The following is a 21231-nucleotide window of genomic DNA, read 5'->3' as shown; positions in this document are numbered from 1 at the left end:
ACGGAGACCACCCATGGTCATCGACCTCGACAAGGTCATCGAGTCCATCGACTGGCTCGACGCCGAACGCGTCCTGTGGGTCTGGTCTAACGAGACCCTAGGCGCACACGACCCCACGATCCGTGAGGGCACCGAACCCGGCGACTTCTACAAGGGACTCATCCTCGCGGCGTTCCGCGCCGACCCAAACAACCGTGACCGGCTCCGCCTGGGGTTCGCGTCACTCATCGCAGCTGTGGAAGCGACCCAGATCATCGGGCCTGACCCCCTGCGCCAGATCGTACGGAGACACCGATGAACGCACGACACCGCGCACCAAAGACCAACCACGTCCCGTGGTGGTTGAAGATGACGCTCGCCGCCACGGTCACGTGGGCACTCCTGTGGATCGGTGCGTGGGCGTACCTGTACACCGTGTGGTCATTCGCATGATCGCCGGAGTGAACTCACCCCAGACGCCCGCCGAGCAACTTGCCGGATCTGGTGACGTCATCGGGTTCAAGGTCACTGTCGTGATCGTCGCCGTGGTCGTCATCCTCGGGTTCATTTCGATGGTCAGGTGGGATAACCGCGACGCCGCGGTCAAGGACTACATCGGCGACTTCAACGACGACCTCGCCATCGACGCCGAGCTCCTGCACGCCGACCCCGCCGAAGTGGCGGCGCTCGAAGCGGAACGTCCCATGATGACCCCGAGGGGTCGGACATGACGATCACCGACGACCAGACAGTCATCCTCGAAGACCTCGACTTCGACCCGGCATGCGCCGTAGTCGACCTGCCGGAGCGGACCGACTGCACGCGCCCCGCCGAGTGGATCGCCACGATGCGCGCCCACTGTTTCGCCGCCTCATGGCCAGTCCTTCTCTGCGATCACCACTGCGAGCAGTTCAAAAACGGCGCCACATGGCGATGCCACACATGCGACGCCGTCGTCAGCTGCCCCGACTACATCCTCGCCATCGAACGGATCAAGCCATGACCGATCAGCCAGACGGAGCAGCCCGAATCGCGGCCGAACGCCAACGCCAGATCGAGTCCGAAGGTTTCGACCCGGCGCACGACGCCCAGTACACGAAGGGTGAACTCGCCCGCGCCGCCGGTTGCTACGCCCGCCCACCAGAACTTCGCGGCGCACACGCATCACTGCATTGGCCATGGCTCCCCGAGTTCTGGAAGCCCACCCCACAAGACCGAATCCACGAGCTCGAGAAGGCCGGCGCTCTCTGCGCCGCCGAGATCGACCGTCTACTCGCATTGGAGACAGGCACATGAGCAACGAACCGAAGGCATTCCTCCTCGAAGGCCAAGGCGTCGTCGACATGCTGGTGCTCATCTGGCTCGACGGGTTCACGAGCGGTGCATCTACCGCCCTGCTGACTGCCCTCGAAGGCATCCCTGAAGAAGCGGCCGACGAGTTGGCCAACAGGATCAGCGACCGGATCCAGCAGGACCCGCTCGCGATGCTCGAAGTCGAACGTGAGGTCAAGGAACGTCTCACCGGCGACGCTGTCGACGGCTCAGGACGGACGATCACGGCGGTCAAACCATGAGCGATTTCTTCGACGCGTGGGTCCCGTTCTTCACTCTGCTGACAATCTCCGGATTGTTCGCATGGGTCACTAGCTCGCTCTGGATGCCGTTCGTCACGAGCGTGCTCGGTGGTGACGACGAGTGAGTACCCGGACCGCCGAACACCGTCCGGCCGTGCGTCGACGTACGTACAGCCACGATGACCCCACCTGCCTGGATCTCTTTTCAGGCTTTGGGGGGATGACGCAGGGCGCCGAGCACGCGGGTTTCCTCACGATCGTGGCCGCGAACCACAACCGCTACAAGGTCGAGGTCCACGAGGCTAATCACCCCGGCGCCGAGCACTTCATCGCCGACCTCGTGAATCCTGAGTCGTCGGACTATCACTCGGTTCGGGACCTACCCGCCGCCGATCTGCTGCTGGCCGGCGTCTCTTGCGTGAACCACTCGCAGGCCAACACCAAGAAGGCATACGCGCAAGGCCTCTCCCTGTTCGACCTCGAAGATCCAGACTTCGACGACGCCGTCACCCGCTCCGAGCGGGACCGGGCTACCGCCAACTGCGTCCTGCACTACGCGGCTCAACATCACCCGAAGCTGATGCTCGTCGAATGCACCACCGAGCTTCAGTCATGGGGACCAGCTGTTCCGGGAAAGCGGAAAGTCGGGGACGGGTCGACATACCGGTGGTGGCTGAAGGAGATCGGCAAGCTCGGATACGACCACCGTGTCCTGTTCCTGAATTCGCGATTCTTCGACGTCGACCAGTCACGCGATCGCGCCTACTGGGTCTTCTGGGACCGGAAGATTCCGGCGCCCGACCTCGACCATCGTCCCGTGTCATGGTGCGGTCGATGCTCGACCGCTGTGGAGGCGGTGTGGACGTGGAAGACCGGCCCCACGCCGACTGGATCGACCAGATACGGCAAGCAGTACGTCTACCGGTGCCCGTCGTGCCGGAACGAGGTCATTCCACCGTCGGGCTACTCGCTGCGGTCGATGGATCTGTCGAACCTGGGCACGCGGATTGGCGACATGCCTTTGAAGAAGATCAAAGACAAGACCACTGGTGAGTTCTACTCAAGCCCGCTGGCGAAGGCAACGATGGCTCGGGCGGACCGGTGCCGTCAGAAGTTCGCTGAATTCCCCGCTGTCCTGATGCCCGCCAAGGCCATTCGTGGATCGGAGAGGCACCCATGGCAGCCGATGGCCACCCAGACCAGTCAGCAGGAGACTGCGGTCCTTTCGACGGGCGCGATCATGCAAGCTGCCGGCAACACGTACGAGCGTCCGGGCTCGGAGTGCCGGTCTAGAAATCTGACCGATCCACTCTGGGCGCAGACAGCAACCAACGGCACAGGTCTTGTGACACCACCCGTCGCTATTGCGATCGACAACTTTCAGGGCGCACCACGTGGCGTGGACGAACCTCTGCCGACTCAAGCTGCATCGGAAACCATGGCGGTCCTGTCGAGCGGTGTGCTGCCGTATCGCAAGAACACTGAGCCGACGACCCACGCGGAGGCGATGCCGACGGTCACGTCTGATCAGATCCCAGGTCTCCTCACTGCGGCTGGCACGATCAAGCACAACGGCTCGATCGACGAGGCCAAGTACCGAGCTCACCCGGTCGATGAGCCTCTGGGAACGGTGGTCGGTTCTGCACTGACCCAAGGGATGTTGTTCTCCGGTTGGTACAAGCAGAACGGCTCTGAAGGCACTGAGACAGCACCACACCCAGTGACCGATCCGTTCGGAACACTGACATCGCGGGATACGACAGCGATGCTGCAAGCCGAGTGGACCGAAGCTCTCGCGGACCTCGCACTCGAGGACTGCTACTTCCGCATGATGATGGCCCACGAGATTGGGCGTGGCTGCGGATTCGACGTTGATTTCGGCGAGTACGAAGGCAGCTTCGAGGTCTGGGGATCGGCACGCGACCAGGTGGACGGGTTCGGCAACGCCGTCTCTCCGTCCGTCAGCCAGTGGATCTGTGGTCGCCTTCGGGCGGTCTGGCACAGCGAGGCGGTCGCTGCATGAGGCCCTTGTCTAACGAGGTGCTCGTATGACAGGTGCTACGGCGACCGTCCGAGAGCTCGTGTATGAGCGGGCGAACAAGTGCTGCGAGCGGTGCGGGATCTACGCCTACGGCGGATCGGTGCACCACCGACGTCCTCGAGGTATGGGCGGCTCGAAGCAAGCCGACACGAATCAGCCGTCGAACCTGATCCTGCTTTGCGGGTCGGGCACGACTGGTTGTCACGGCTGGGTTGAGTCCCACCGTAATGAAGCGATCGACACCGGCCTTGTCCTCCGTCAGGGCACCGACCCAACCGCCGAGCCCGTGACCCTCCGTTACGGGCGCGTGCTCCTCAAGGACAACGGGGACGTGATCTACGCATGAGCGACTTCATCCCCGAACGTTGCGGGCGCTGTGGCCACCTCACCGGTGTGATCGCCGACCTGTCCGTCGACCCCGTTCAGCGGGTCGTGTCCGACCCCGGTGCGTACAACGAGCACCAACTGTTCTGCCAGTTCCGAAGGAGATGGATCTCATGACCGACAAGCCGACCGTCCACGAAGCTCTCGCGAACGTGATGGGCGAGGTCTCGCACGTCGCGAAGCGGGACCACAACGAGTTCCAGAACTTCAACTTCCGCGGCATCGACGCCGTCGTCAACGCCGTCGGACCTGCGCTCCGCAAGCATGGCGTCATCATCACCCCGGTCGTCGCGGACGTCAGGTACGACACCGTCTCAACGTCGAACGGGAAGCCCTCAACGGCGTGCCGAGTGCTCGTCGACTACGTCTTCCATGGTCCTGCCGGCGACACCATGACGGCTCGGGTGATCGGTGAAGCGTGGGACACCGGCGACAAGGCCGCACCAAAGGCCATGTCTGTCGCGTTCCGCACCGCGCTCCTGCAGGCGCTCACTTTGCCAACCGACGACCCGGACCCCGATCACGCGATCTACGAGCGAGGCGACGGTCCAGCACGGCCGACCGAGTCGCAGATGGTTCGCATCGGCGGACTCATGCACGAGCGAGGCATCGTCGACGAAGGGCAACTGCCGTTCGTAGCTGAGGTGATCGGACGCCAGATCGGTCACCCAAACGAGCTCACCCTGGACGAAGCGACCGCGCTCGAGACCCATCTCCGGACCCTGCCCATCCCTGACGATGGCGAGCAGACGTGAAGAACGGACCGAAGCGCGGCCCGACACCTAGATCCCAACAAGAACGGCTTGCTGACCTGCCCACGCCGGTTGCTCGTTCCACCGAGGCTCTCGTCTCTGAGCAGCGAACCGCCAACCTGATCGCCGTTCTCGGACTCGGAATCGACTGCCTACAGGCGGGTCGACTCACCTCGAACCTCGCGTTCACACCAACACAACTCGTGAAGGTTCGCAACGAAATCAACGAACGATTGGGGCTCGACGATGTCTGACACCCGGACCGCTGCCGTGCGTGCAGCCGTCGCCAAGTTCCTCGAGGACCGCCTCAAGGAAGCCCGCAAGGTCGTGAACGCCGAGGTGTTGGCGGTGCTCGACAAGGGCGACCGGAAAGCTGCGACCCTCACCGACGGCACCGAGATCGCAACCGTGTCTGTCAGCAAGGGCCGACGGGAACTGCGAGTCGAGAACGAGGCCGAGTACATCGCCTGGGTCAAGGAACATTCCCCGCACAACGTCTACAAGCCCGAACCGCGGGAACAGGTGCACGGCGCCTACACCAAGGCCGTCACGTCGGCCGCGAAGGTCGTCGACGGGTTCTACGTCGACGAGACCACGGGCGAAGTGATCCCCGGACTCCGGCAGGTCCTCTCCGACCCGACCGTTTCGGTCCGTATCTCGGAAGACCAAGCGGACAACATGTTCGCCGCGTTCGACGACGGACGCCTGACCCTCCTCACCACCGAAGTCCTCACCGTTGAGGCGCCCGACGAGCTCGAAGAAGGATCTCCATGACCAGTTACCAGTTGACCGACCTCACCGACGCCGTACGAACGGCAGGCCAAGCGCTCGTCGGGGAAGACCTGAACATCAACAACCTCGACCCGATCGACCGTCGGAACGTACTGTCATCCGTCCTCAAGATCGTCCTGCCGGCGGCTCCGATCATCGCCGCCGACGTGCTCGGTGTCGCCGAAGGAGCCCTCCTCAGGGGTCTCGAGCACGATCCCTCATGTGCGTCCCTGTACGACGACGACACGGCGTGCGACTGCCACCAGGACATCCTGAACGTGCTTGCCGAAGTCCGCGCCAGCCTCGACGCATGACCACGCTCGACCTCCCACCCGGCAGGTGGGAACGGCACGGTCTGATCGACCGCTACGTCGTGACACCACCGGTCCCGAGAAAGCGTGGGCCGAAGCCGCGTCCCGAGCGGTACGTGTGGACGAACGAACAGGACGTGTGCGACGCCCACACGCGCTACCTCTACGGGGTGCGGGATGACTACGTGCGCGAGGGAGAACGCGTGTACCAGCGCAACAAGAAGCGTGAGGAGCGACGAGCTCGACGTGCCATGACAAGCCGGGAGGTGAGCAACTAATGGGCCGAAAGTTCGCACAGATCCAACTCAGCATTTGGTCCGACCCCGACTTCAAGTCGCTCGACCGAGACTTGCAGCACACGTTCTTTGTGCTGCTCAGCCAGCCCCGGATCAACCTCTGTGGTGTTCTCGACTACCGGCCGCGGCGCCTCGCTCAGTGCGCCGGCGACTGGCCCGTCGACGACGTGGAGCGGGACATCAAGGAGCTTGAGGCACGCCGGTACGTCGTGGTCGACCGCGACACCGACGAAATGCTCATCCGGTCATTCATCCGACACGACGGGTTGCTGACTCAACCGAACGTCGCCCAGGGCATGTCGGCCGACTACGGCGAGGTCATGTCAGACAAACTGCGTGACGTCATCGAAGCAGAGCTACGACGTGCGTACCTCGACGATCCCGACTTGAAGGGATGGGTCGGCGGCGACGGTCTCGGTGGAGTCAAGAAGGGCAACCCGATCTTGTATCGAAGGGTTGTTATGACTCCATGAGAAGGGTTCCCCAAAGGGTTACCGGAAGGGTTTAGGGAACGGCAAAAACTCGGTTCCGTACACACCTGTACCTGTACCTCTACCTTCACCCATACCTGCACCACCACCAGCACCCCGACTCGCGCAGCGAGTCGTAGGTGCTCTCCACGCGCAGATCCTTCTTCTCACCTACCGACACGTGCGCGAGAACGAAGACGAATTCATCACTCACTCACACAGGCACGGGCGCTTCGCGCACCGGCCAGAACGGTCACGCCCATGCTCACCATCACGAAGAAGGCCACCGACAAGACAAAGGGTCTGATACTCGGTGATCTCCGTCAGGTACTCACCGACTGCGACTTCGCCGGCCTGCCAATGACATCCCCTGTCAAGGTTCGGGTCGGGTTCCGAGGACAGATCACCGCCCTGGAGGTTCGGGAGGCCGACGATGCCTGAAACCAGATCCCCAGTCGAACGGACAACCCGGCTCGCCACCACCGTGAACGAGCTCGCCGACGCTTGGGCGTTTGTGATGGCCCACGTCGACTCGGTCGGACCCGATCCCAACATCGAAATCAAACCCATATGGGTCTACCGCGTCGCAGAAATGGACGACAACGACGACCCGCCCCGACATTTTTCGGTCGTCGTATCCGGCATGGTTCCGGACCCCGAGCCGTGAAGATCCGCCTCGCTCTGACCTTCGAGGTCACCCGCGACAAGCCCATCCGTGAAGACATCACCGTCGACATGGTCGGGCACCTGCAAGACCTCCCGGCCGCAACCAGCGGCATCGGGTTCATCCCCGACCCAGACGAGGGTCATCCGCGCAAAGGAGCAACACAATGACCGAAGGCACCCCCACCCCGGCGAAGAAGACCGCCGCTGCCCCACTCCCCAGTGCGCCGGCCGCGCCGCCCAAGAAGGAGCGCGTCGAGAAGCTGTTCGTGGCGTACAACGCCGAGAACGAGACCGAGTTCGACGCGGTCGTGTTCGGCCGCAAGCTCGACGCCCTCGAGCACGCATCCGACCAGGACACCCGCTGGAAGGTCGTTGAGATCGTCAAGGGTCAGTCCATTCGTGCGGCGATCGCGAACAAGAGCTGATGAACGCCACGCAATGGTGCGCCGTCAGCCAGATCCTTCTCACGATCATCGTGCTTCACCTGTGGTGGCGAACTCGTGATCGGGACCTGCACTGGCTCGTCAAGAACCACGACATCGTCTCCGTCTCGATCAGCAACGACATCCGTGACGGCACGACCGGGACGGTCCTGTTTCAGGACAAGTCACGTCGGCTCGTCCGCGAAGGCCACATCCGCAACCCGGAGCGAGTAGCGCGGAAGGCCCGCAAATTAGCGATCCGCCGTGCCGCGAAGGCCCGCCGTCAGGCGCAAGAGCGCCACTGAGACCCCGTGACCACCCGGTCACGCGAAGAAGGGAAGCACATGAAGAAGCTGATCGCGGTCATCGCGCTCGCCACGTCGACGTTGTTCGTCGCGGCGCCCGCGATGGCCACGGACACCGTCCCGGAGACGACAACTTCGGACACGTCCGCGGCAAACGGAGAGACCGCCAAGCACGACAAGCCGAAGCCCGTGTTCGAGGTGTACGAAGTCGACGCGTGTTGGCAGATGGCAACATCTGACGGCGTTGAAGGCACGTACGAGTGGCCTCAGACTCGCGTCTATGGGGAAGAGTGCGGCGCCACGCCGGCGTGCGGGGAGACCGTCGAGTTCCAGCACGACACGTACTGGATCCGCGACAAGGAGGACAAGCAGTACCTCAAGCACCTCAAGGTCCTGAACTCGCCCGCTGACGACGCCCAGCTTGAACCCCACGACTACTACTCGACTGTCGTGCATGGCGGTGAGTGCATCCAGGTTGCACCGCCGACGATCACCCAACCCACGTGCGAGAACCCCGACTACACCGTTGATTGGGTGTCGTCAGGTCCGCATTGGACCGGGGAGATCATCTACCCGCCGAACTCGTCCGCACCGAACGTCATCAACGTGACAGCCAACGCGGACGACGGCTACGAGATCGAGGGCGACTCGTACTGGGAGCTCGTGATCGTCCCTCTCAGTGACGACGACTGCGACACGTCGACGCCACCCACAACGCCGCCGTCTGACACACCGTCAGACGCCGGAGCGGTGCTGCCCGACACGGGCGCACCGAAGAACCTCGTCCTCGGTGTCATCGGAGCTCTGCTCACGATCGCCGGCGCCGGGATTCTCAGGGCACAGCGACGCCACGTCGCCTAGCCCACATCGGGGTGGGTCGTCACGCACGACCCACCCCATCATCCTCCCGGAAGGAAAACCATGAGCAACCGCCAGAAGCCCACCGACCCCGAACTCCGACGCTCACCACGCCCGCACGGTGTCGTGCACTCCGCCCGCTTCGGGCAGACCTTGTTCGCACCGCTGGCCTGGTTCAAGACCAACAAGATGCCAGAGTGCGTCGACGTTGCGGCGTGTGGCATCCGGTCAAACCCGAAGGCACCGCATTTCCACCCGTCGGTGGTTGACCGATGAGCTTGTACGAGATCAAACCTCTGGATGACCGGACAGGATTCAAGGGCAAGCCGAAGCGTTCCCAATTCACCCGCCCCGGTTCCGGGTGGTCCCGTGAAGCGATCCCGTTCTCTGCCACCCGCACGGTGCTCGAACGTGAGCTCCGGCAGCTGAGCGCCAAGAACGTGATCCTCGAGGTCGACGTACTGCCCGGTGCGATTCGGCTCGACGGAGAACTCTACGCCAACGCGAAGGTCAACACCCCCGCGGTGCGTCTGCACTTCGACTCCAAGCACGGACACCTGACGTACGCCACGGACGCGTTCACGACATGGCAGGACAACGTCCGGGCGATCGCTTAGGCGCTCGAGGCCCTCCGCAAGGTCGACCGGTACGAAGTCGGAATGGGCGGTGACCAGTACCGCGGCTACCTCGCCCTCGAGGCGGGCAGTGGCGCCACTGCTCTCGGGGCTGAACCTGCCATGACGCCAGCCGAAGCTCGGGCAACGATCGGCGAGCACGCCTACGGGATGGACTACGAACAGTCCAACCAACTCGACACCGAATCAGGGATTGCGAGTTCGTACAAGCGTGCCCAGGCCAACGTGCACCCGGACCGCAACGGCGGCGACCGCAAGGCGTGGGATCAGGTTGAGAAGGCCGCGAAAGTGCTGGGGCTTCTATGAGCTCCTTCGATCGCCGGGTTGGCGTCCTACGCGAAGCGTTGAAGGAGATTCGGGCCGAGTCCACGACTCACCCTGAACTGGCGGACGTCGAAGACGTTGCCCGCCGACTTCACCCCCACCTCTACGACGGCACGTTCGCCGCCAACCTCGGAAAGCTGGCGCTTTTCACCAGCGAGCAGGCGGAGACGTCCGCGGCGCGAAAGCGCGAAGAACACGAGCTCGAGGTCGAGCAGGTATTGCTCTACTTCCTCAATCCCAAGGACGTCTGATGGCTGACAAGACCGGAATCGAATGGACCGACGCGACATGGAACCCGACCACCGGTTGCGACAAGGTATCGGCCGGGTGTGACAACTGCTACGCGCTCACGCAGGCGAAGCGATTGAAGGCGATGGGCTCTGCCCGCTACCAGAACGACGGCGACCCGACGACAAGCGGTCCAGGGTTCGGGTTCACGATGCACCCCGACGCCCTCGACCAGCCACTCCGCTGGACGAAACCGCGGCGGATCTTCGTGAACAGCATGAGCGACCTGTTTCACGGCGACAACACTCAGGAGTTCTTGGCTGAGGTGTTCGCGGTGATGAGCATGGCTCCGCGACACACGTTCCAGGTGCTCACGAAGCGTCCGGCGATCATGAGGTCAGTTCTGAGCTCGCCGATGTTCAAGTTGCAGGTCAACGGCGCTCGGATGAAGCGTGGCGTGTCGGTCCTGCCGGATTCTCGTCGATCGGACGGGACTTACGCGTGGCCATTGCCGAACGTCTGGCTTGGGACATCGGTTGAGGACCAGAAGTGGGCCGACATCCGAATCCCGTTGCTTTTGGCGACTCCGGCAGCGGTCCGGTTCCTCAGCTGCGAACCGCTGCTCGGACCTGTCGACCTCACACCGCACATGCCACTGCTCGCATACCCAGATCCGCGGGAAACCGAAGACTGGGGCATCGACTGGGTGATTGTCGGTGGCGAGTCCGGCAAGGATGTACGTCCGATGCACCCGGATTGGGCGAGGTCGATCCGGGACGCCTGCGTGGAATCAGGCACCGCTTTCCTGTTCAAGCAGTGGGGTGAGTGGGCGCCGAGCAAGGTCTCCGGCGGTACTCACACGAACCCGAAGATGAGCAAGCAGCGGTTCATGTACGACTCAGTCCGCTTCGCCCCAGACGGCACGACGTACGCCGCCGATCCCGATCTCTACTCGTACCCCGGTATGGCGTCGATGCTGCGCGTCGGCAAACGAAACGCCGGCCGTCAGCTCGACGGACGCACCTGGGACGAATACCCCGAAGGAGCACCATCGTGACGTACAGCAACATGACACCCGGACCGATCCCGGACCAGATCGTCCAGGACAACCCTGACTGGCGGGCACTCCACATCGGCCCACCTCCGGGTGTGTCCGACGAGGACTGCGGCACTGTCGAAGCGTTCTATGGCCTCGTCGACGGAATGCCCTGTCTGGCTGACTTCTGGCGACCCACGCCCGAGCAGCTGGCGATTCTTAACGCCGGCGGGTTCCTCGAGCTCCGCCAGTACACGGGGCGGATGGTCATGCACTCGCTGATCGTCCACGCAGACCGGGACACCTGATGTTCGACCCAGAACCAGAGCCGTCGGCGGATCTCGAGGCACAGTGGCAGATCGCTCAAGCCGACAACGAAGACCGATACCAGGAGGGCAATATGGGCGCAGAGGACTTCAACCTCGGTGCGTGGACGTGGCGTGACGCCGCGTGGGTGCGATGGATCCAGATACGCGCTTGGTTCCGACGCTGCCCAGACTGCAAACAGCGTGGCCACTACCCGGACTCGCCGAGATGGGACGAGGACCACATAGCTCGCATGCTGGGCCTCCCGATCGAAGGTCACTGCCCGAATTGTGGCAAACGCTCGGAGGATGACCGATGAGCACGAAGACCGACGAGAAGGTTCACGCCCGCATGAACTTGGCGTGGCGCGACACTGTGACCATTGAGCGGCTCAGCACTGGTGACCGGTTGGACATTTCTGTAGCCGATGCACGTACCCTCGCGGCCGATTTACTGTCAGCTGCTGACGCTGTTGAGGAGGCCGACCGATGAGAGCGTCAGACCATGACCCCGCCGACTTCGGCGGAGTGACCCCACCCGACAAGGGCGAGGTTCAACGACTGGTGGATCGACTTTGGGTCGCGTTCGGGTGCGCGCCGAACCCAGACTCGTTCAAAGCTACACAACGCGAGTCGATGGTCGCTCGAATGTGCGAATGGGCCGCGAAAGCTGAGCGCGATGCTGCGGCTGACATCCCCGATAAGTCTGCGGCGATCCAACCGGTCGTGGAATCCGTCGTATGCGGATGCCCCAGGAATGAGGTGGGTGACATCTCGTGCAACCGGTGCGGCGAGAAGGTCAACATACAGTGCTGGAATTGCCGCACAATGCGCGGCGACGGCGTCTGCCCGAACCCTGTCACTGCCAGCGAGCGATTCGCGGCCAGTTTGTCGGCTGGACCGCTCACTCAACATCTGAGGTCGATCCACGCCCTCCTCCTTCATCTCGGTGCCGCCGGCGACGCTCTCACGCTTGGTGAGCACTCACTCCGAGAGATCGCCACGTACACGATGCACAGTCCCTACGAGCGTCGGCGATGAAGGGCCGGATTTGGGTCGGGCGAGTTGGCGGCACCGCAATCGGTTCGACCGACGACGGAGCGCCGATCATGCTGCACGACGACGGCATCGAGGTGATGGACGAGCTCAGCCACGGGTTCAGCACGATCAAATTTGATGACGAGGGAGACGAATGACCGAGCAGATCACCACGGTCCCGAACACGTGCATGAACGGGTGCGAGGAACGCAACGATGAGGACGAGCTCGAGCCCGTGTATACGTCCGACCGGTTCACGTTGTGCGACAACTGCATCCGCCGGCTGGACAAGTACATCGACAACATCCGCAAGAACTACCCGCGGTTGGTTGCTCACCTCATGCCCGGATCGGTCGAGAAAGACCCCGAGTCGAAGCAGACTAAGAAACCTGTCGCGCCGTTGCCCGTGCGGGTTGAGGTGATCGACCTCGCCGATGAACGGCACTACCTCATCGGCGGGTCGCTGCCGATCGAGAACGTACGCGGTGCCGTGGGTGTGATCCAGCGTTGGGCGATGACCGTCCGGACCCAACGACGCTTCACGACTCGTCCGAAGCGGTACACGATCGCGTCCGAATTGGCCGTACTCGAACGGTCTTGGGAATGGGTCTTGCAGCAGCCGTGGACACCGGCACTCATGAAGGACATGCGAAAGCTCAACTCCGAGCTCTCCAACGCCGTCGGTCTTTACCGGTTCCGTCCTACGGCTTGGTGCCCGACCGTCCTGCAGCCGGGTGACGCTGGCAACGAGTCCACGGAACCCGTCCTCTGCGAGGGACCGCTCCTCACGCTGTCGCGTGACCCGCTGGCGATCGTGTGCCTGAAATGCCGACGCAAGTACGACCGCGACGACGCCGACCGGCTCTGGCGCGAAAAGCTCGCACGGGAAGGAACGATGTGAGTGCTCCGAAGCGCGTCTTGCCGAAGCTGACGTGGGACCAAGCGACGATCATGCAACTCGCCACGGGCAAGGCTCTGGTGGCGCTCGGGTACAAGGACTACCAGCTGCGCCGGTGGTCCGCCGAGGGTCGAATTCATCCGGTTGGGACCGCTCCTGGCGGCGCTCACCTGTTCCACGTGCCCACGGTCAATCAGGCCGCGAAGTGGTACGCGTGGCGACACGGCAACCCAGAGGTTGAATAGCGTCTGACCTGCGTGCACAATGTGAGTGCACCTAGAACACGTGTTCCCAAAATCAGCCGCACCCGATTTGGGGCGGCCTTCGTGTTAGGTGGAGGTCTTCGCTTTCGCTGCCATGACAACATCCGCGAACGCCCGGAACTCGTCCTCACGACCCGATCGGTACATCACCGTGTACGGGTCGGCCATGGTCTGCTTCTTGTTCCGGATCACGGTGTGGAGGCTCGTACCGGCCACCATGACCCGCATAGCGCGTAGACCGATATCGGCACGGATGAACGTGAACCCTTCAACCTGCGCGATCGGTATAGCGGTGTTCCCGCCGAGCAGCTTCTTCCCGATCGTCACGTACTGGTCGTCGGCCTCGATCCAACCGAGATGACCTTTCAACCTCACGACTCGACTCCTTCAACGGGGGTGAAACTCGATGGTAGACCTGAACCCAGGCGATCGTGGAGGAAAGCAGTTCGAGCACTACTGGACGAAGGACCCTCGCGGTCTCGCGAAGTGGGCGACCCACCCGCACCCGTGGACGGCGCTCTACCGGCATCTAGTCAAGTACGTGCCAACGTTCGCGGCCGAGCTCACGGAGACGTACTTCCGGAAGGTGTTCCACATCAAATCCGGTTGGCGCAAGGGCAAGAACCCGCTCGGACCAGGCTAGACATAAGCGTGTCGTCCGGCCACGAACGGAGAGAACGGACCGGACGACACTGGTGCAGGGCACCGTTGGATGGTGGGCGATGCGACAACAACGCACACCCGGTAACCCAGCGGTAGGGATTCTAGCTGTTGAGGGCTTTCGCTTTCGCCCGACCAGCTGCGAGGTCCATACGACGTCCGCGACCGGGCCGGTTCTTCGCCCACGCCTCGATCTCGGTGCGCGAGTACACGCGGCGTCCGCCGATGCGCCCGACTTCCTTTGGCGCGTGGCCACGCTTCACGTAGGTCACGAATGTCGAGAGACCCACGCCAGCGATCTTCGCCGCTTCGGTGCCGTCGATCACGTCTTCGAGGTCCATTGCCTCCCCTTCGCGTAGTGACTTCGTATTGTAGTCGCCGCTCACAGATTTTCTCCGTTCGTTGTGGGGAATCGAGCCTCCGGGCTCACCGTGTCGTCGGGTCCGCGCCCCGACGACACAACATCGAGCTGGTGCGCCACGGCATGCCGCACGGCTTGCTCAAGGTGCCGTACCGGGAACACCGCCGGACAGACCAAGCAACGAACGCCGGCCACCTGCTGGCCACGTCGCCGGCGGATCTCCCGCCGGCGGTACGCCGCGAACTGTGCCCAGGTGCTCACAGTGCGTACATCCGCACATCGCGCAGCGTCTCGTCCCGGTCAGCTCTCGCCCTAATCCGCTCCGCATCCTCACGCGACAACGGCACCGGGGACCAGTTCAGCGTCGACAGGGTATGAGCGCCGAACCGTTCCTCGCTGAGATGAACCTGCTCACCCTTCCAAGTCGCGGCGACCGTGTAGGCGCTCATTCGACCGGTTCAATCAAGTCGGCCTGCGCGAGGAGCACGCCCGCGAGTTGACGAGCCTCGAACGGCGACAGCGGGTAGTCGCCGCGGGTTTCGTCCACGAGTTCGATGTACTGCATCCCGGCGAGTCCGGCGACACGCGCCGATATGAATGCTTCCGGGAGGCTTTCACCGAGCGCGTGACTCACCTTCACGGTCTTGCCGAACGCGTTGCCGAAACGTCTGGGCATCATTTCTTCAAGGTCGGCGGCGAAGATGTCGGCCTCTTCCCCAGCCATGTCAGGCACGGTGACGATGAACCGACGGGTTTTGATTTCGTTGCTCATGTTCACTCGCCCGCCTTCGTGGTGGGAAGGGTGAGCGTGTGCTCGTCGTACTCGTACATGCGGCACTTCCACCCGTTGGTTTCGATGAATCGGCACCAATCACCCACGCTGTTCTTGTCGAGCTCGCCTCCGAACTCGTCAGTTCCGAGACCGTCGCCCAGGTCAATCCCGTGACGCTCAGCGGCGTCGACGACATCCGACCAGATCATCGCCTTGACTTGCTCGAAGTCGGCGTAAACGAGCGTCCAAACCTCGCCGTCGTTGTTGCCGGTCACGGTCCACACGGTCACCGTGTTGTGTGTGTCTGTGGTCATTGTCTTGTCTCCGTTCGTCTGTTCCCGGTTGTCGCCGGGTTGAGTCGGTGTGACTCGTACCCTGCCCGTCGCCTAGGACGGGCAGGATGCGTTACGCACCGCGTCCTTGCATGTCGCGTTTTGCTGCCACGAGCGCCGGGAGACCGATCTCTAGGCAGTCCCGGCATGTGACCCGCTCCCAAGCGGTTTCCCAGTTGAAGACCATTCGGCGGACCCGTCGCGGCTCGCCCAGCGGGTCGATGCCGCACGCGAGGCCCATGGACGGCATGACCACGTGCCATATGTCGCCGGTGGGCGTTTCGATCTCCGCCAGTAGGTCGAGCATGTCGATCTGGCCGGGGACTTCCGCGGTCATCACAGCGACCCCAGGACCGGCAGGGTTTCAATCGTGAGCCACGCTGCCGTGGTCTCGTCGTGCCAGAGTGCGAGCCACTCGGCAACGCTCGCCGGGTCGGTCTCGTCCACGTCGGGAAGGTCGGACGGTGCTGGGAGGTCCGGGTCACCTTGTGACGCGAAGTCGAGCGTCTCGCGGTACGCCGCGAGCCTCACAACGTCGACCGTGGTGCCCACGATGATTTCCGGGTCCCGGTCGTCGTAGTTGCTGCCCCACTCGATCACGCCGACGACCACCGTGGGCTTGTCGTCGTCCTTATGGCACGGGCAGCACTCCACGCATGTCTCCCGATCGTTCGGGCAAGCCATCTCGTCAAGGTTCACCTGCGAGCAGTTCACGCATGTGAGGTCTGAGGGAATCTGGGTTGTCATCGTTCGTTCTCCGTTCGTTGTGTCGGCGTTGTCGCGCCGTGAGCCTCTAGGCGACTCACACGGTCACCCGTCGAGCGGGTGACCATGCGTTACGTCTAGGCGCGGTGTGTGGGCTCCTCGTCGGTGTAGTTGTACGGGCGTCCGTTGTCGACGGCGTAGCAGTCGGGCACGTGGCGCCCCTTGAACCCCGGTTCGGGCATGGGGAGCGCGTCCCACTCGATGCCGGTCAGGTCGATGTCCTGGAACGTCTTCCATCGAGCTGATGCGTAATCGGGTCCGTACCCACCGCTGAACGCTTCCGGTCCGCCGTGGGCGTCGATGTAGGCGTCCATCCATGCGATCGCTTCGGGCGTGTACTCGCGGGACCCGTTGACCCCTTTGCAGGAGAATCGGTGTTCACGGATCACGCCGTCAGGGTCGGCGTACATCGTCGCCGGGATGTGGTGGTTGCTGTCGTCCATGCCGTCGAAGTACGACGACTGAAAGCCGCCGGTGATCTCGCGGACCTGACCGGTTGTGGGTCCGTCGACCCACGAGAGCGAGAACCACCCGTAGCCGGTGCCGCGTGACCCGCGAAGCGAGAACTTCACGCCGGGGAACGCCGCTTTCAGGGCCTTTCGGATCTCCTGACCGGTCTCCTTCACGGTGTAGTCAATGCGTTCGTATTCGAGTTCCATGGCGCTCATCAGGAGACACTCCAGTCGCCGACACGGTTGCCGTTCATGTCGTGGACGGTGCCGCCGTCGGCAGTGGTGATCCAGCCGCCGTCGAGGTCGGCGACCTGTGCACGGACCTTGTCCAGTGCCCGTTCGAGGTCAACGGCGTCCTGCATGGCGTCGTTGCCGAGCGTGATACTGAGTGTGAATTGCATTGGTTTCTCCGTTCGTTGTGCGCCGTTGTCGCGGCGCGGAGTCGGGGCGACTCACACGGGGCACCGTTGCCGGTGCACCATGCGTTACGTCCCGGCTAGGCGACTTCCCTGCCCTGGAGATCCCGTTGGTCGGCGTAGTACGCGGTGAGGAAGTCCCGGTACACGGGCGCCGGGTGCGCGGCACGGTAGTCCCGTTCCTCATCGGTGTACTTCTCGCCGCGTGCGGGCTTGCCGTTGGCTCGTGCGCCTCGCATAGCGTCGGCCAGTCCGGCTTCCCATGTCTCACGGGCGAGCCGGTACGCTTCCCCGACTTCCTGCACGTGACGGGGCGCGGAACGCTTCACCTTGACCCGTTCGGGCTTCACCGGTGCCGGTTCTGCCATGGCCGCGTAGTCACGGAGGATCGTGTCCACGGGGATAGCGGCGTAGGTCTCCCACACCTCGCGCCACGTGAGCGCGTCCCCGGCGGTCTTCGCTTCCCTGTAGTCGGCATCCGTGAGGGCACGGCGGATAGCGTGCGCGGTCTTGTTGCGGGCCTTCCGCTCTGCACGCGTGATCATCGTGCACCGTCCTCGCAATAGTCATCTTGCGGACGGGCTGTGAAGTAGATGCACGCGGGTCCGGTGTCCGCCGTGGCAAGCGCCACGTATGACTGTCCCTGACCGTTGCCGCTCGTACCGGCGTCCCAGTAGCAGTTATTGGCGCTCTCGTCGGCACAGGGTGTGCTCATGGCGATAGCCACTGCGGCTAGGTGGGCGATGAGGTTGAACATGCTGTCTCCGTTCGTTGTGGGTAGTTGTCGCTACCCGGTGAGATGAACGTTACGCAGCAACTTCGCAACGTGTCAAGTCGAACCCGCAAAGTCATGGCAAGAATTTCCGGGACCTGGCCAACGAGCTCGACGACACGAGCCCACCCGGCAGGACGCCCCACGCGCACGCGTCACGCACGCGCACACGTACGCCGGCACACGCACGCGGACACACGCCCAGGCACACGCACAAGCGCGTACACGGGCACACACGCACGCGCCCCAGCCACCCGGTGCCGGAACCCTCCCCCCTCCCCCGCAACCCCGCACCGTCCCGTTCGGGTGATCGCTGTGCGCGTGGGTCTGGGGAAATACGAGCGCGGGCTTGGGACCGGCCCGGAGGGAGGCGTGTTCGATGACTGGTTGGCGTCCTGACCGCCCGCTCCCCAAGAACTGGAAGGGACTGCGGAAGCGTCGGCTCAACCGCGACGGCCACCGTTGTCAGCTGGCGTACGAGGACACGTGCACGGGTCGTGCGACTGAGGTCCACCACGCCGGCGACCCACACGATCATCGGATCGAGCAGTTGCTCTCCGTGTGCCACGAGTGCCATGAGGTCGAGACCCAGCGTCAGTCGGCCGAAGCGACTCGGGCCCTGTGGGCTCAGACAAAGCGCCGGCCGAAGCCGCACCCAGGTTTGCTGTGAGCGTCCGCCAGGGACGCTCCGAATCCCGACATGGGAGGAACGAAGATGGCTGCACCAGCTGGAGGTATCGAGCTCCCTCTGTACACGCGTCTCGACGACCGTGAGTACGAGCTCGGCACGATCACCATTCCGATCAGCACACGCCTCGAGGCCGACGAAGATGGCGGCGCTCTGATGGTCGTGCAGGTTGGTGGTGAGTGATGGCTGGCAACGGTCCTCCTCCCAAGGACAAGCGGTCCCGCGATCGCGACATGAAGCTGCTAACCGACCTCGTCTACAAGGGCGAGGTGTTCGGCGACCCGCTTCCGACCGGCGTGCTCGGCACCGAGAAGGTCGACGGGGAGGAGCGCGAGGTCGACTGGCATCCACAGACCTTGCTCTGGTGGGAGGCGCTGCGTGGGTGGCCGCTCATGGAGGGCGAGCCCGCGATCTCGTGGTCGTTCATGGTCGACACCGCGTTCATGCACCACAAGATGTGGACGAACGGCCGGTGGGACTTCGCTGCTGAGATCCGTCTCCGCGAGGCGAAGTACGGGATCATGCCCGACGATCGCAAGCGGCTCGGGTTCAAGTACAAGCCGGAGCCCGACGCGGTCGAGCCGACCGATCAGCCGGCCGCGGGTGGCAAGGCTTCTGTCACGTCGCTCGAGGCCCGCCGTCAGCGCCTCTCGAACGATGAGCCTGACGAGAAGACCGGGACCGACGAGGACTAATGCCTCGCCTGCTGGTGCAGGCACCCGATCACGACCGGAACTTCTCCCTCGGGTGGCTCGCCACCGCGTGGATGGAGGAGCTCGTCCTCCACGGCGACGGCGACGTGATCGGCGAACCTGTCGTACACGGTGACGAACTCACAGAACTCATCGTCGACGCGTACGCCCTGCACGCACCCGGCAAGACGTCCCCGCTCAAGGTTGGTCGTCGGCACTACGACTCGGTCTTCTACTCGAGGCCCAAGGGTGCCGACAAATCGGGCCAGGGCGGACGGTTCGGCCTGTTCGAGGCGCTCGGCCCTGCACGGTTCGCCGGCATCGCTGAGGGCGGCGAGGTGTACGAGGACCCGTACGGTCTCGGGTTTCGGTACGTCTACACCAAGGGCGAACCGATGGGTCGGCACGTGTCGACGCCGTTCATCCGGTGCATGGCCACGGAGGAGAACCAGACCGGCAACGTATACGACACGATCCACTTCAACCTCACCGAGGGTCCGCTCTCGTACGCGATGAACCGCAAGGACGATGCCGGCCTGTCCCGCATCATCCTTCCTGCTCGCGGCGAGATCACACCGTCAACCGCGTCTGCCGCGGCGAAAGACGGCGGCAAGGAAACGTGGGTCAACTTCGACGAGTCGCACCTGTACAACACGCCCGAACTTCGGCGCATGTTCGCGACCGTCACTCGTAACCTCCGCAAGCGCAAGAAGATCGCAGAGACGTGGTACTTCGAGTCGACGACGATGTTCGCCGAAGGTGAAGACTCCGTCGCCGAGAAGACGCTCAAGTTTGCCGAGCTCCTCATGGAGGGACGCACCCGCGCCAAGCCGAACGTGTTGCTCGACTGGCGATACGGAGAGTGCGACGACCTCGCCGATCTCGACAAGCTCAAGGCGGGAATCGAGGACGCGTTCGGTGATGCGATGTCGTACCAAGACATCGACTCGCTGGTCGACGAGTTCTTCGACCCGCGCAAAGATCCCGAGGATTCTCGCCGCTACTTCCTGAACGCCCGGACGTCACATGAACACTCGTACATCCGTGCTGAGGATTGGGCGGCGGTCGGTCCGAAACGTGACGCCGACGGAAAGATCACGACGGCGCGTGTCGTCGACCCCAAAGAACCGATCACTCTCGGTTTCGACGGTTCACGCAAACGCGCACGTGGCATCACCGACGCGACGGCGCTCATCGGTTGCTGCGTGTCCGACGGTCACCTGTTCGAGATCAAGGTCTGGGAACAGCCGGGACTTCGGCGCGGACCAGACGGCAAGCAGATCCCATGGGCGGTTCCCTTCATCGAGGTTGACCGCGAGGTCGCACAGACGTTCAAGAACTACAACGTCGTGGGGTTCTACGCCGACCCTGCGAAATGGGAGTCCTACATCGCCGCCTGGGAGGCGAAGTACGGGCCGAAGCTCAAGATCAAGTCATCGGCCAAGCACCCCATCGAGTGGTGGATGGTCGGCGCCACAGCGAAAGCCGTGCACGACATTCTCGTCACCTTCGAGGACGCCGTCATCGAACGGCAACTGTCACACGACGGATCAGGTGCGCTCACACGTCACGTGCTGAACGCCCGCCGGCGGTTCTCGAAGACCGGCTACGGCATCAACAAGGAGACGCCGGAGTCCCCCAACAAGATCGACGCCTGCGTTGCCGCGGTGCTCGCCTACCAAGCCCGACTGGAAGCCCTCGCGAAAGGCGTCACCCAGCCGGCCCGCAAGAGGAAAGCACCCACCCGAGTCAGATAGGACACCGC

The 21231-nt window shown here is 63.5% G+C and carries 44 protein-coding genes; 33 read left to right on the top strand and 11 right to left on the bottom strand.

All coding sequences use genetic code 11. The features are described 5' to 3' along the window. Nucleotides 1-13: 13 nt before the first annotated feature. The 29 genes from ABD683_RS00345 (at nucleotide 14) to ABD683_RS00205 (ending at nucleotide 13538) form a co-directional block, all read left to right on the top strand. Entirely contained in the window at nucleotides 14-298 is a 285-nt protein-coding gene (locus tag ABD683_RS00345; RefSeq protein WP_344766284.1) for a hypothetical protein, read from the top strand. Further along, on the top strand, nucleotides 295-432 hold the full coding sequence (locus ABD683_RS00340; RefSeq protein WP_344766282.1) for a hypothetical protein: 138 nt from the start codon (nucleotides 295-297) through the stop codon (nucleotides 430-432). Before ABD683_RS00345 ends, ABD683_RS00340 begins: the two co-directional genes overlap by 4 nt. A gap of 8 nt (nucleotides 433-440) precedes the next feature. Continuing rightward, nucleotides 441-710 carry a hypothetical protein gene (locus ABD683_RS00335; RefSeq protein ID WP_344766280.1) on the top strand — a complete coding sequence of 90 codons (270 nt, stop codon included), beginning with the start codon at nucleotides 441-443 and terminating at the stop codon, nucleotides 708-710. Further along, a complete protein-coding gene (locus tag ABD683_RS00330; RefSeq protein WP_344766278.1) occupies nucleotides 707-982 on the top strand; it encodes a hypothetical protein in 276 nt (91 codons plus the stop codon). The genes ABD683_RS00335 and ABD683_RS00330 overlap by 4 nt, the downstream gene beginning before the upstream one ends. Continuing rightward, on the top strand, nucleotides 979-1275 hold the full coding sequence (locus ABD683_RS00325) for a hypothetical protein (protein ID WP_344766276.1): 297 nt from the start codon (nucleotides 979-981) through the stop codon (nucleotides 1273-1275). Before ABD683_RS00330 ends, ABD683_RS00325 begins: the two co-directional genes overlap by 4 nt. Next, nucleotides 1272-1553 carry a hypothetical protein gene (locus ABD683_RS00320; protein ID WP_344766274.1) on the top strand — a complete coding sequence of 94 codons (282 nt, stop codon included), beginning with the start codon at nucleotides 1272-1274 and terminating at the stop codon, nucleotides 1551-1553. The genes ABD683_RS00325 and ABD683_RS00320 overlap by 4 nt, the downstream gene beginning before the upstream one ends. Then, nucleotides 1550-1678, top strand: a complete 129-nt coding sequence (locus ABD683_RS00315; RefSeq protein ID WP_344766272.1) for a hypothetical protein — start codon at nucleotides 1550-1552, stop codon at nucleotides 1676-1678. Before ABD683_RS00320 ends, ABD683_RS00315 begins: the two co-directional genes overlap by 4 nt. Before the next feature lie 29 nt (nucleotides 1679-1707). Beyond that, complete coding sequence (locus ABD683_RS00310; RefSeq protein ID WP_344766271.1) at nucleotides 1708-3576, top strand: DNA cytosine methyltransferase; 1869 nt, start codon at nucleotides 1708-1710, stop codon at nucleotides 3574-3576. 515 nt (nucleotides 3577-4091) lie between these two features. Continuing rightward, nucleotides 4092-4733, top strand: coding sequence for an ERF family protein (locus ABD683_RS00305; RefSeq protein ID WP_344766269.1), 642 nt, complete (start codon nucleotides 4092-4094; stop codon nucleotides 4731-4733). After that, nucleotides 4730-4984 carry a hypothetical protein gene (locus ABD683_RS00300; RefSeq protein WP_344766267.1) on the top strand — a complete coding sequence of 85 codons (255 nt, stop codon included), beginning with the start codon at nucleotides 4730-4732 and terminating at the stop codon, nucleotides 4982-4984. Before ABD683_RS00305 ends, ABD683_RS00300 begins: the two co-directional genes overlap by 4 nt. Next, entirely contained in the window at nucleotides 4977-5504 is a 528-nt protein-coding gene (locus ABD683_RS00295) for a hypothetical protein (RefSeq protein ID WP_344766265.1), read from the top strand. The genes ABD683_RS00300 and ABD683_RS00295 overlap by 8 nt, the downstream gene beginning before the upstream one ends. Next, nucleotides 5501-5815 (top strand): hypothetical protein, encoded by a 315-nt coding sequence (locus ABD683_RS00290; protein WP_344766263.1) that lies wholly within the window; start codon nucleotides 5501-5503, stop codon nucleotides 5813-5815. The genes ABD683_RS00295 and ABD683_RS00290 overlap by 4 nt, the downstream gene beginning before the upstream one ends. Beyond that, nucleotides 5812-6090, top strand: coding sequence for a hypothetical protein (locus ABD683_RS00285; RefSeq protein WP_344766261.1), 279 nt, complete (start codon nucleotides 5812-5814; stop codon nucleotides 6088-6090). Before ABD683_RS00290 ends, ABD683_RS00285 begins: the two co-directional genes overlap by 4 nt. After that, on the top strand, nucleotides 6090-6581 hold the full coding sequence (locus ABD683_RS00280) for a hypothetical protein (protein ID WP_344766259.1): 492 nt from the start codon (nucleotides 6090-6092) through the stop codon (nucleotides 6579-6581). The genes ABD683_RS00285 and ABD683_RS00280 overlap by 1 nt, the downstream gene beginning before the upstream one ends. Before the next feature lie 258 nt (nucleotides 6582-6839). Beyond that, a complete protein-coding gene (locus ABD683_RS00275; protein WP_344766257.1) occupies nucleotides 6840-7019 on the top strand; it encodes a hypothetical protein in 180 nt (59 codons plus the stop codon). Between the two features lie 43 nt (nucleotides 7020-7062). Next, complete coding sequence (locus ABD683_RS00270; RefSeq protein ID WP_344766256.1) at nucleotides 7063-7245, top strand: hypothetical protein; 183 nt, start codon at nucleotides 7063-7065, stop codon at nucleotides 7243-7245. Beyond that, complete coding sequence (locus tag ABD683_RS00265; RefSeq protein WP_344766255.1) at nucleotides 7242-7412, top strand: hypothetical protein; 171 nt, start codon at nucleotides 7242-7244, stop codon at nucleotides 7410-7412. The genes ABD683_RS00270 and ABD683_RS00265 overlap by 4 nt, the downstream gene beginning before the upstream one ends. Next, entirely contained in the window at nucleotides 7409-7669 is a 261-nt protein-coding gene (locus ABD683_RS00260; RefSeq protein ID WP_344766253.1) for a hypothetical protein, read from the top strand. Before ABD683_RS00265 ends, ABD683_RS00260 begins: the two co-directional genes overlap by 4 nt. Further along, the gene (locus ABD683_RS00255; RefSeq protein WP_344766251.1) at nucleotides 7669-7971 is read left to right on the top strand and encodes a hypothetical protein; all 303 of its coding nucleotides are present in this window, start codon (nucleotides 7669-7671) and stop codon (nucleotides 7969-7971) included. The genes ABD683_RS00260 and ABD683_RS00255 overlap by 1 nt, the downstream gene beginning before the upstream one ends. Nucleotides 7972-8010: 39 nt before the next feature. Next, nucleotides 8011-8832, top strand: a complete 822-nt coding sequence (locus ABD683_RS00250) for a hypothetical protein (protein WP_344766250.1) — start codon at nucleotides 8011-8013, stop codon at nucleotides 8830-8832. Nucleotides 8833-9101: 269 nt separating this feature from the next. Next, nucleotides 9102-9446 (top strand): hypothetical protein, encoded by a 345-nt coding sequence (locus tag ABD683_RS00245; RefSeq protein ID WP_344766248.1) that lies wholly within the window; start codon nucleotides 9102-9104, stop codon nucleotides 9444-9446. A 42-nt stretch (nucleotides 9447-9488) separates the two neighbouring features. Next, entirely contained in the window at nucleotides 9489-9770 is a 282-nt protein-coding gene (locus tag ABD683_RS00240) for a hypothetical protein (RefSeq protein WP_344766247.1), read from the top strand. Next, nucleotides 9767-10039, top strand: coding sequence for a hypothetical protein (locus ABD683_RS00235; RefSeq protein WP_344766246.1), 273 nt, complete (start codon nucleotides 9767-9769; stop codon nucleotides 10037-10039). The genes ABD683_RS00240 and ABD683_RS00235 overlap by 4 nt, the downstream gene beginning before the upstream one ends. Beyond that, entirely contained in the window at nucleotides 10039-11073 is a 1035-nt protein-coding gene (locus ABD683_RS00230; RefSeq protein WP_344766245.1) for a DUF5131 family protein, read from the top strand. The genes ABD683_RS00235 and ABD683_RS00230 overlap by 1 nt, the downstream gene beginning before the upstream one ends. Then, nucleotides 11070-11360 (top strand): hypothetical protein, encoded by a 291-nt coding sequence (locus tag ABD683_RS00225; protein ID WP_344766243.1) that lies wholly within the window; start codon nucleotides 11070-11072, stop codon nucleotides 11358-11360. Before ABD683_RS00230 ends, ABD683_RS00225 begins: the two co-directional genes overlap by 4 nt. Before the next feature lie 313 nt (nucleotides 11361-11673). Further along, nucleotides 11674-11850: a hypothetical protein gene (locus ABD683_RS00220; protein ID WP_344766242.1), complete on the top strand. Its 177-nt coding sequence runs from the start codon at nucleotides 11674-11676 to the stop codon at nucleotides 11848-11850. Nucleotides 11851-12394: 544 nt separating this feature from the next. Then, nucleotides 12395-12553 (top strand): hypothetical protein, encoded by a 159-nt coding sequence (locus ABD683_RS00215; protein ID WP_344766241.1) that lies wholly within the window; start codon nucleotides 12395-12397, stop codon nucleotides 12551-12553. Next, nucleotides 12550-13296, top strand: a complete 747-nt coding sequence (locus ABD683_RS00210) for a hypothetical protein (protein WP_344766240.1) — start codon at nucleotides 12550-12552, stop codon at nucleotides 13294-13296. Before ABD683_RS00215 ends, ABD683_RS00210 begins: the two co-directional genes overlap by 4 nt. Nucleotides 13297-13346: 50 nt before the next feature. Beyond that, nucleotides 13347-13538 carry a hypothetical protein gene (locus ABD683_RS00205; RefSeq protein ID WP_344766238.1) on the top strand — a complete coding sequence of 64 codons (192 nt, stop codon included), beginning with the start codon at nucleotides 13347-13349 and terminating at the stop codon, nucleotides 13536-13538. An 84-nt stretch (nucleotides 13539-13622) separates the two neighbouring features. Here ABD683_RS00205 and ABD683_RS00200 read toward each other — a convergent pair whose 3' ends face one another. Next, on the bottom strand, nucleotides 13623-13931 hold the full coding sequence (locus tag ABD683_RS00200; RefSeq protein WP_344766236.1) for a hypothetical protein: 309 nt from the start codon (nucleotides 13929-13931) through the stop codon (nucleotides 13623-13625). Between the two features lie 31 nt (nucleotides 13932-13962). On the opposite strand from ABD683_RS00200, the gene ABD683_RS00195 reads away from it, so the two are divergent. Beyond that, a complete protein-coding gene (locus ABD683_RS00195; RefSeq protein ID WP_344766234.1) occupies nucleotides 13963-14199 on the top strand; it encodes a hypothetical protein in 237 nt (78 codons plus the stop codon). Nucleotides 14200-14320: 121 nt separating this feature from the next. Here ABD683_RS00195 and ABD683_RS00190 read toward each other — a convergent pair whose 3' ends face one another. The 10 genes from ABD683_RS00190 to ABD683_RS00145 all read right to left on the bottom strand — a co-directional run bounded on the left by ABD683_RS00190 (nucleotide 14321) and on the right by ABD683_RS00145 (nucleotide 18029). Beyond that, nucleotides 14321-14557, bottom strand: coding sequence for a helix-turn-helix transcriptional regulator (locus tag ABD683_RS00190; RefSeq protein WP_344766232.1), 237 nt, complete (start codon nucleotides 14555-14557; stop codon nucleotides 14321-14323). Between the two features lie 277 nt (nucleotides 14558-14834). Then, the gene (locus ABD683_RS00185) at nucleotides 14835-15026 is read right to left on the bottom strand and encodes a hypothetical protein (protein WP_344766230.1); all 192 of its coding nucleotides are present in this window, start codon (nucleotides 15024-15026) and stop codon (nucleotides 14835-14837) included. Then, entirely contained in the window at nucleotides 15023-15349 is a 327-nt protein-coding gene (locus ABD683_RS00180) for a hypothetical protein (RefSeq protein ID WP_344766228.1), read from the bottom strand. The genes ABD683_RS00185 and ABD683_RS00180 overlap by 4 nt, the downstream gene beginning before the upstream one ends. A 2-nt stretch (nucleotides 15350-15351) precedes the next feature. After that, on the bottom strand, nucleotides 15352-15663 hold the full coding sequence (locus tag ABD683_RS00175) for a hypothetical protein (RefSeq protein ID WP_344766227.1): 312 nt from the start codon (nucleotides 15661-15663) through the stop codon (nucleotides 15352-15354). Between the two features lie 91 nt (nucleotides 15664-15754). After that, nucleotides 15755-16018, bottom strand: a complete 264-nt coding sequence (locus ABD683_RS00170) for a hypothetical protein (RefSeq protein ID WP_344766225.1) — start codon at nucleotides 16016-16018, stop codon at nucleotides 15755-15757. Beyond that, nucleotides 16018-16428 (bottom strand): hypothetical protein, encoded by a 411-nt coding sequence (locus ABD683_RS00165; RefSeq protein ID WP_344766223.1) that lies wholly within the window; start codon nucleotides 16426-16428, stop codon nucleotides 16018-16020. The genes ABD683_RS00170 and ABD683_RS00165 overlap by 1 nt, the downstream gene beginning before the upstream one ends. A gap of 95 nt (nucleotides 16429-16523) precedes the next feature. After that, the gene (locus tag ABD683_RS00160) at nucleotides 16524-17114 is read right to left on the bottom strand and encodes an LPD29 domain-containing protein (protein ID WP_344766221.1); all 591 of its coding nucleotides are present in this window, start codon (nucleotides 17112-17114) and stop codon (nucleotides 16524-16526) included. Next, the gene (locus ABD683_RS00155; RefSeq protein WP_344766219.1) at nucleotides 17114-17299 is read right to left on the bottom strand and encodes a hypothetical protein; all 186 of its coding nucleotides are present in this window, start codon (nucleotides 17297-17299) and stop codon (nucleotides 17114-17116) included. The genes ABD683_RS00160 and ABD683_RS00155 overlap by 1 nt, the downstream gene beginning before the upstream one ends. 95 nt (nucleotides 17300-17394) lie before the next feature. Continuing rightward, nucleotides 17395-17859 carry a hypothetical protein gene (locus ABD683_RS00150; protein ID WP_344766217.1) on the bottom strand — a complete coding sequence of 155 codons (465 nt, stop codon included), beginning with the start codon at nucleotides 17857-17859 and terminating at the stop codon, nucleotides 17395-17397. After that, nucleotides 17856-18029 carry a hypothetical protein gene (locus ABD683_RS00145; protein WP_344766215.1) on the bottom strand — a complete coding sequence of 58 codons (174 nt, stop codon included), beginning with the start codon at nucleotides 18027-18029 and terminating at the stop codon, nucleotides 17856-17858. Before ABD683_RS00145 ends, ABD683_RS00150 begins: the two co-directional genes overlap by 4 nt. A gap of 772 nt (nucleotides 18030-18801) precedes the next feature. Between ABD683_RS00145 and ABD683_RS00140 the strand changes: the two genes are divergently transcribed. From ABD683_RS00140 to ABD683_RS00130, 3 genes are read left to right on the top strand one after another with little or no spacing between them, the layout of a single operon-like run. Next, a complete protein-coding gene (locus ABD683_RS00140; protein ID WP_344766213.1) occupies nucleotides 18802-18957 on the top strand; it encodes a hypothetical protein in 156 nt (51 codons plus the stop codon). Further along, the gene (locus ABD683_RS00135; protein WP_344766211.1) at nucleotides 18957-19469 is read left to right on the top strand and encodes a phage terminase small subunit; all 513 of its coding nucleotides are present in this window, start codon (nucleotides 18957-18959) and stop codon (nucleotides 19467-19469) included. Before ABD683_RS00140 ends, ABD683_RS00135 begins: the two co-directional genes overlap by 1 nt. Then, the gene (locus ABD683_RS00130; RefSeq protein ID WP_344766209.1) at nucleotides 19469-21223 is read left to right on the top strand and encodes a hypothetical protein; all 1755 of its coding nucleotides are present in this window, start codon (nucleotides 19469-19471) and stop codon (nucleotides 21221-21223) included. Before ABD683_RS00135 ends, ABD683_RS00130 begins: the two co-directional genes overlap by 1 nt. Nucleotides 21224-21231: the final 8 nt, after the last annotated feature.

The sequence above is a fragment of the Aeromicrobium panaciterrae genome, from assembly GCF_039537165.1.
GTDB lineage: Bacteria > Actinomycetota > Actinomycetes > Propionibacteriales > Nocardioidaceae > Aeromicrobium > Aeromicrobium panaciterrae.
This window is presented reverse-complemented; position numbering and strand designations above follow the sequence as displayed.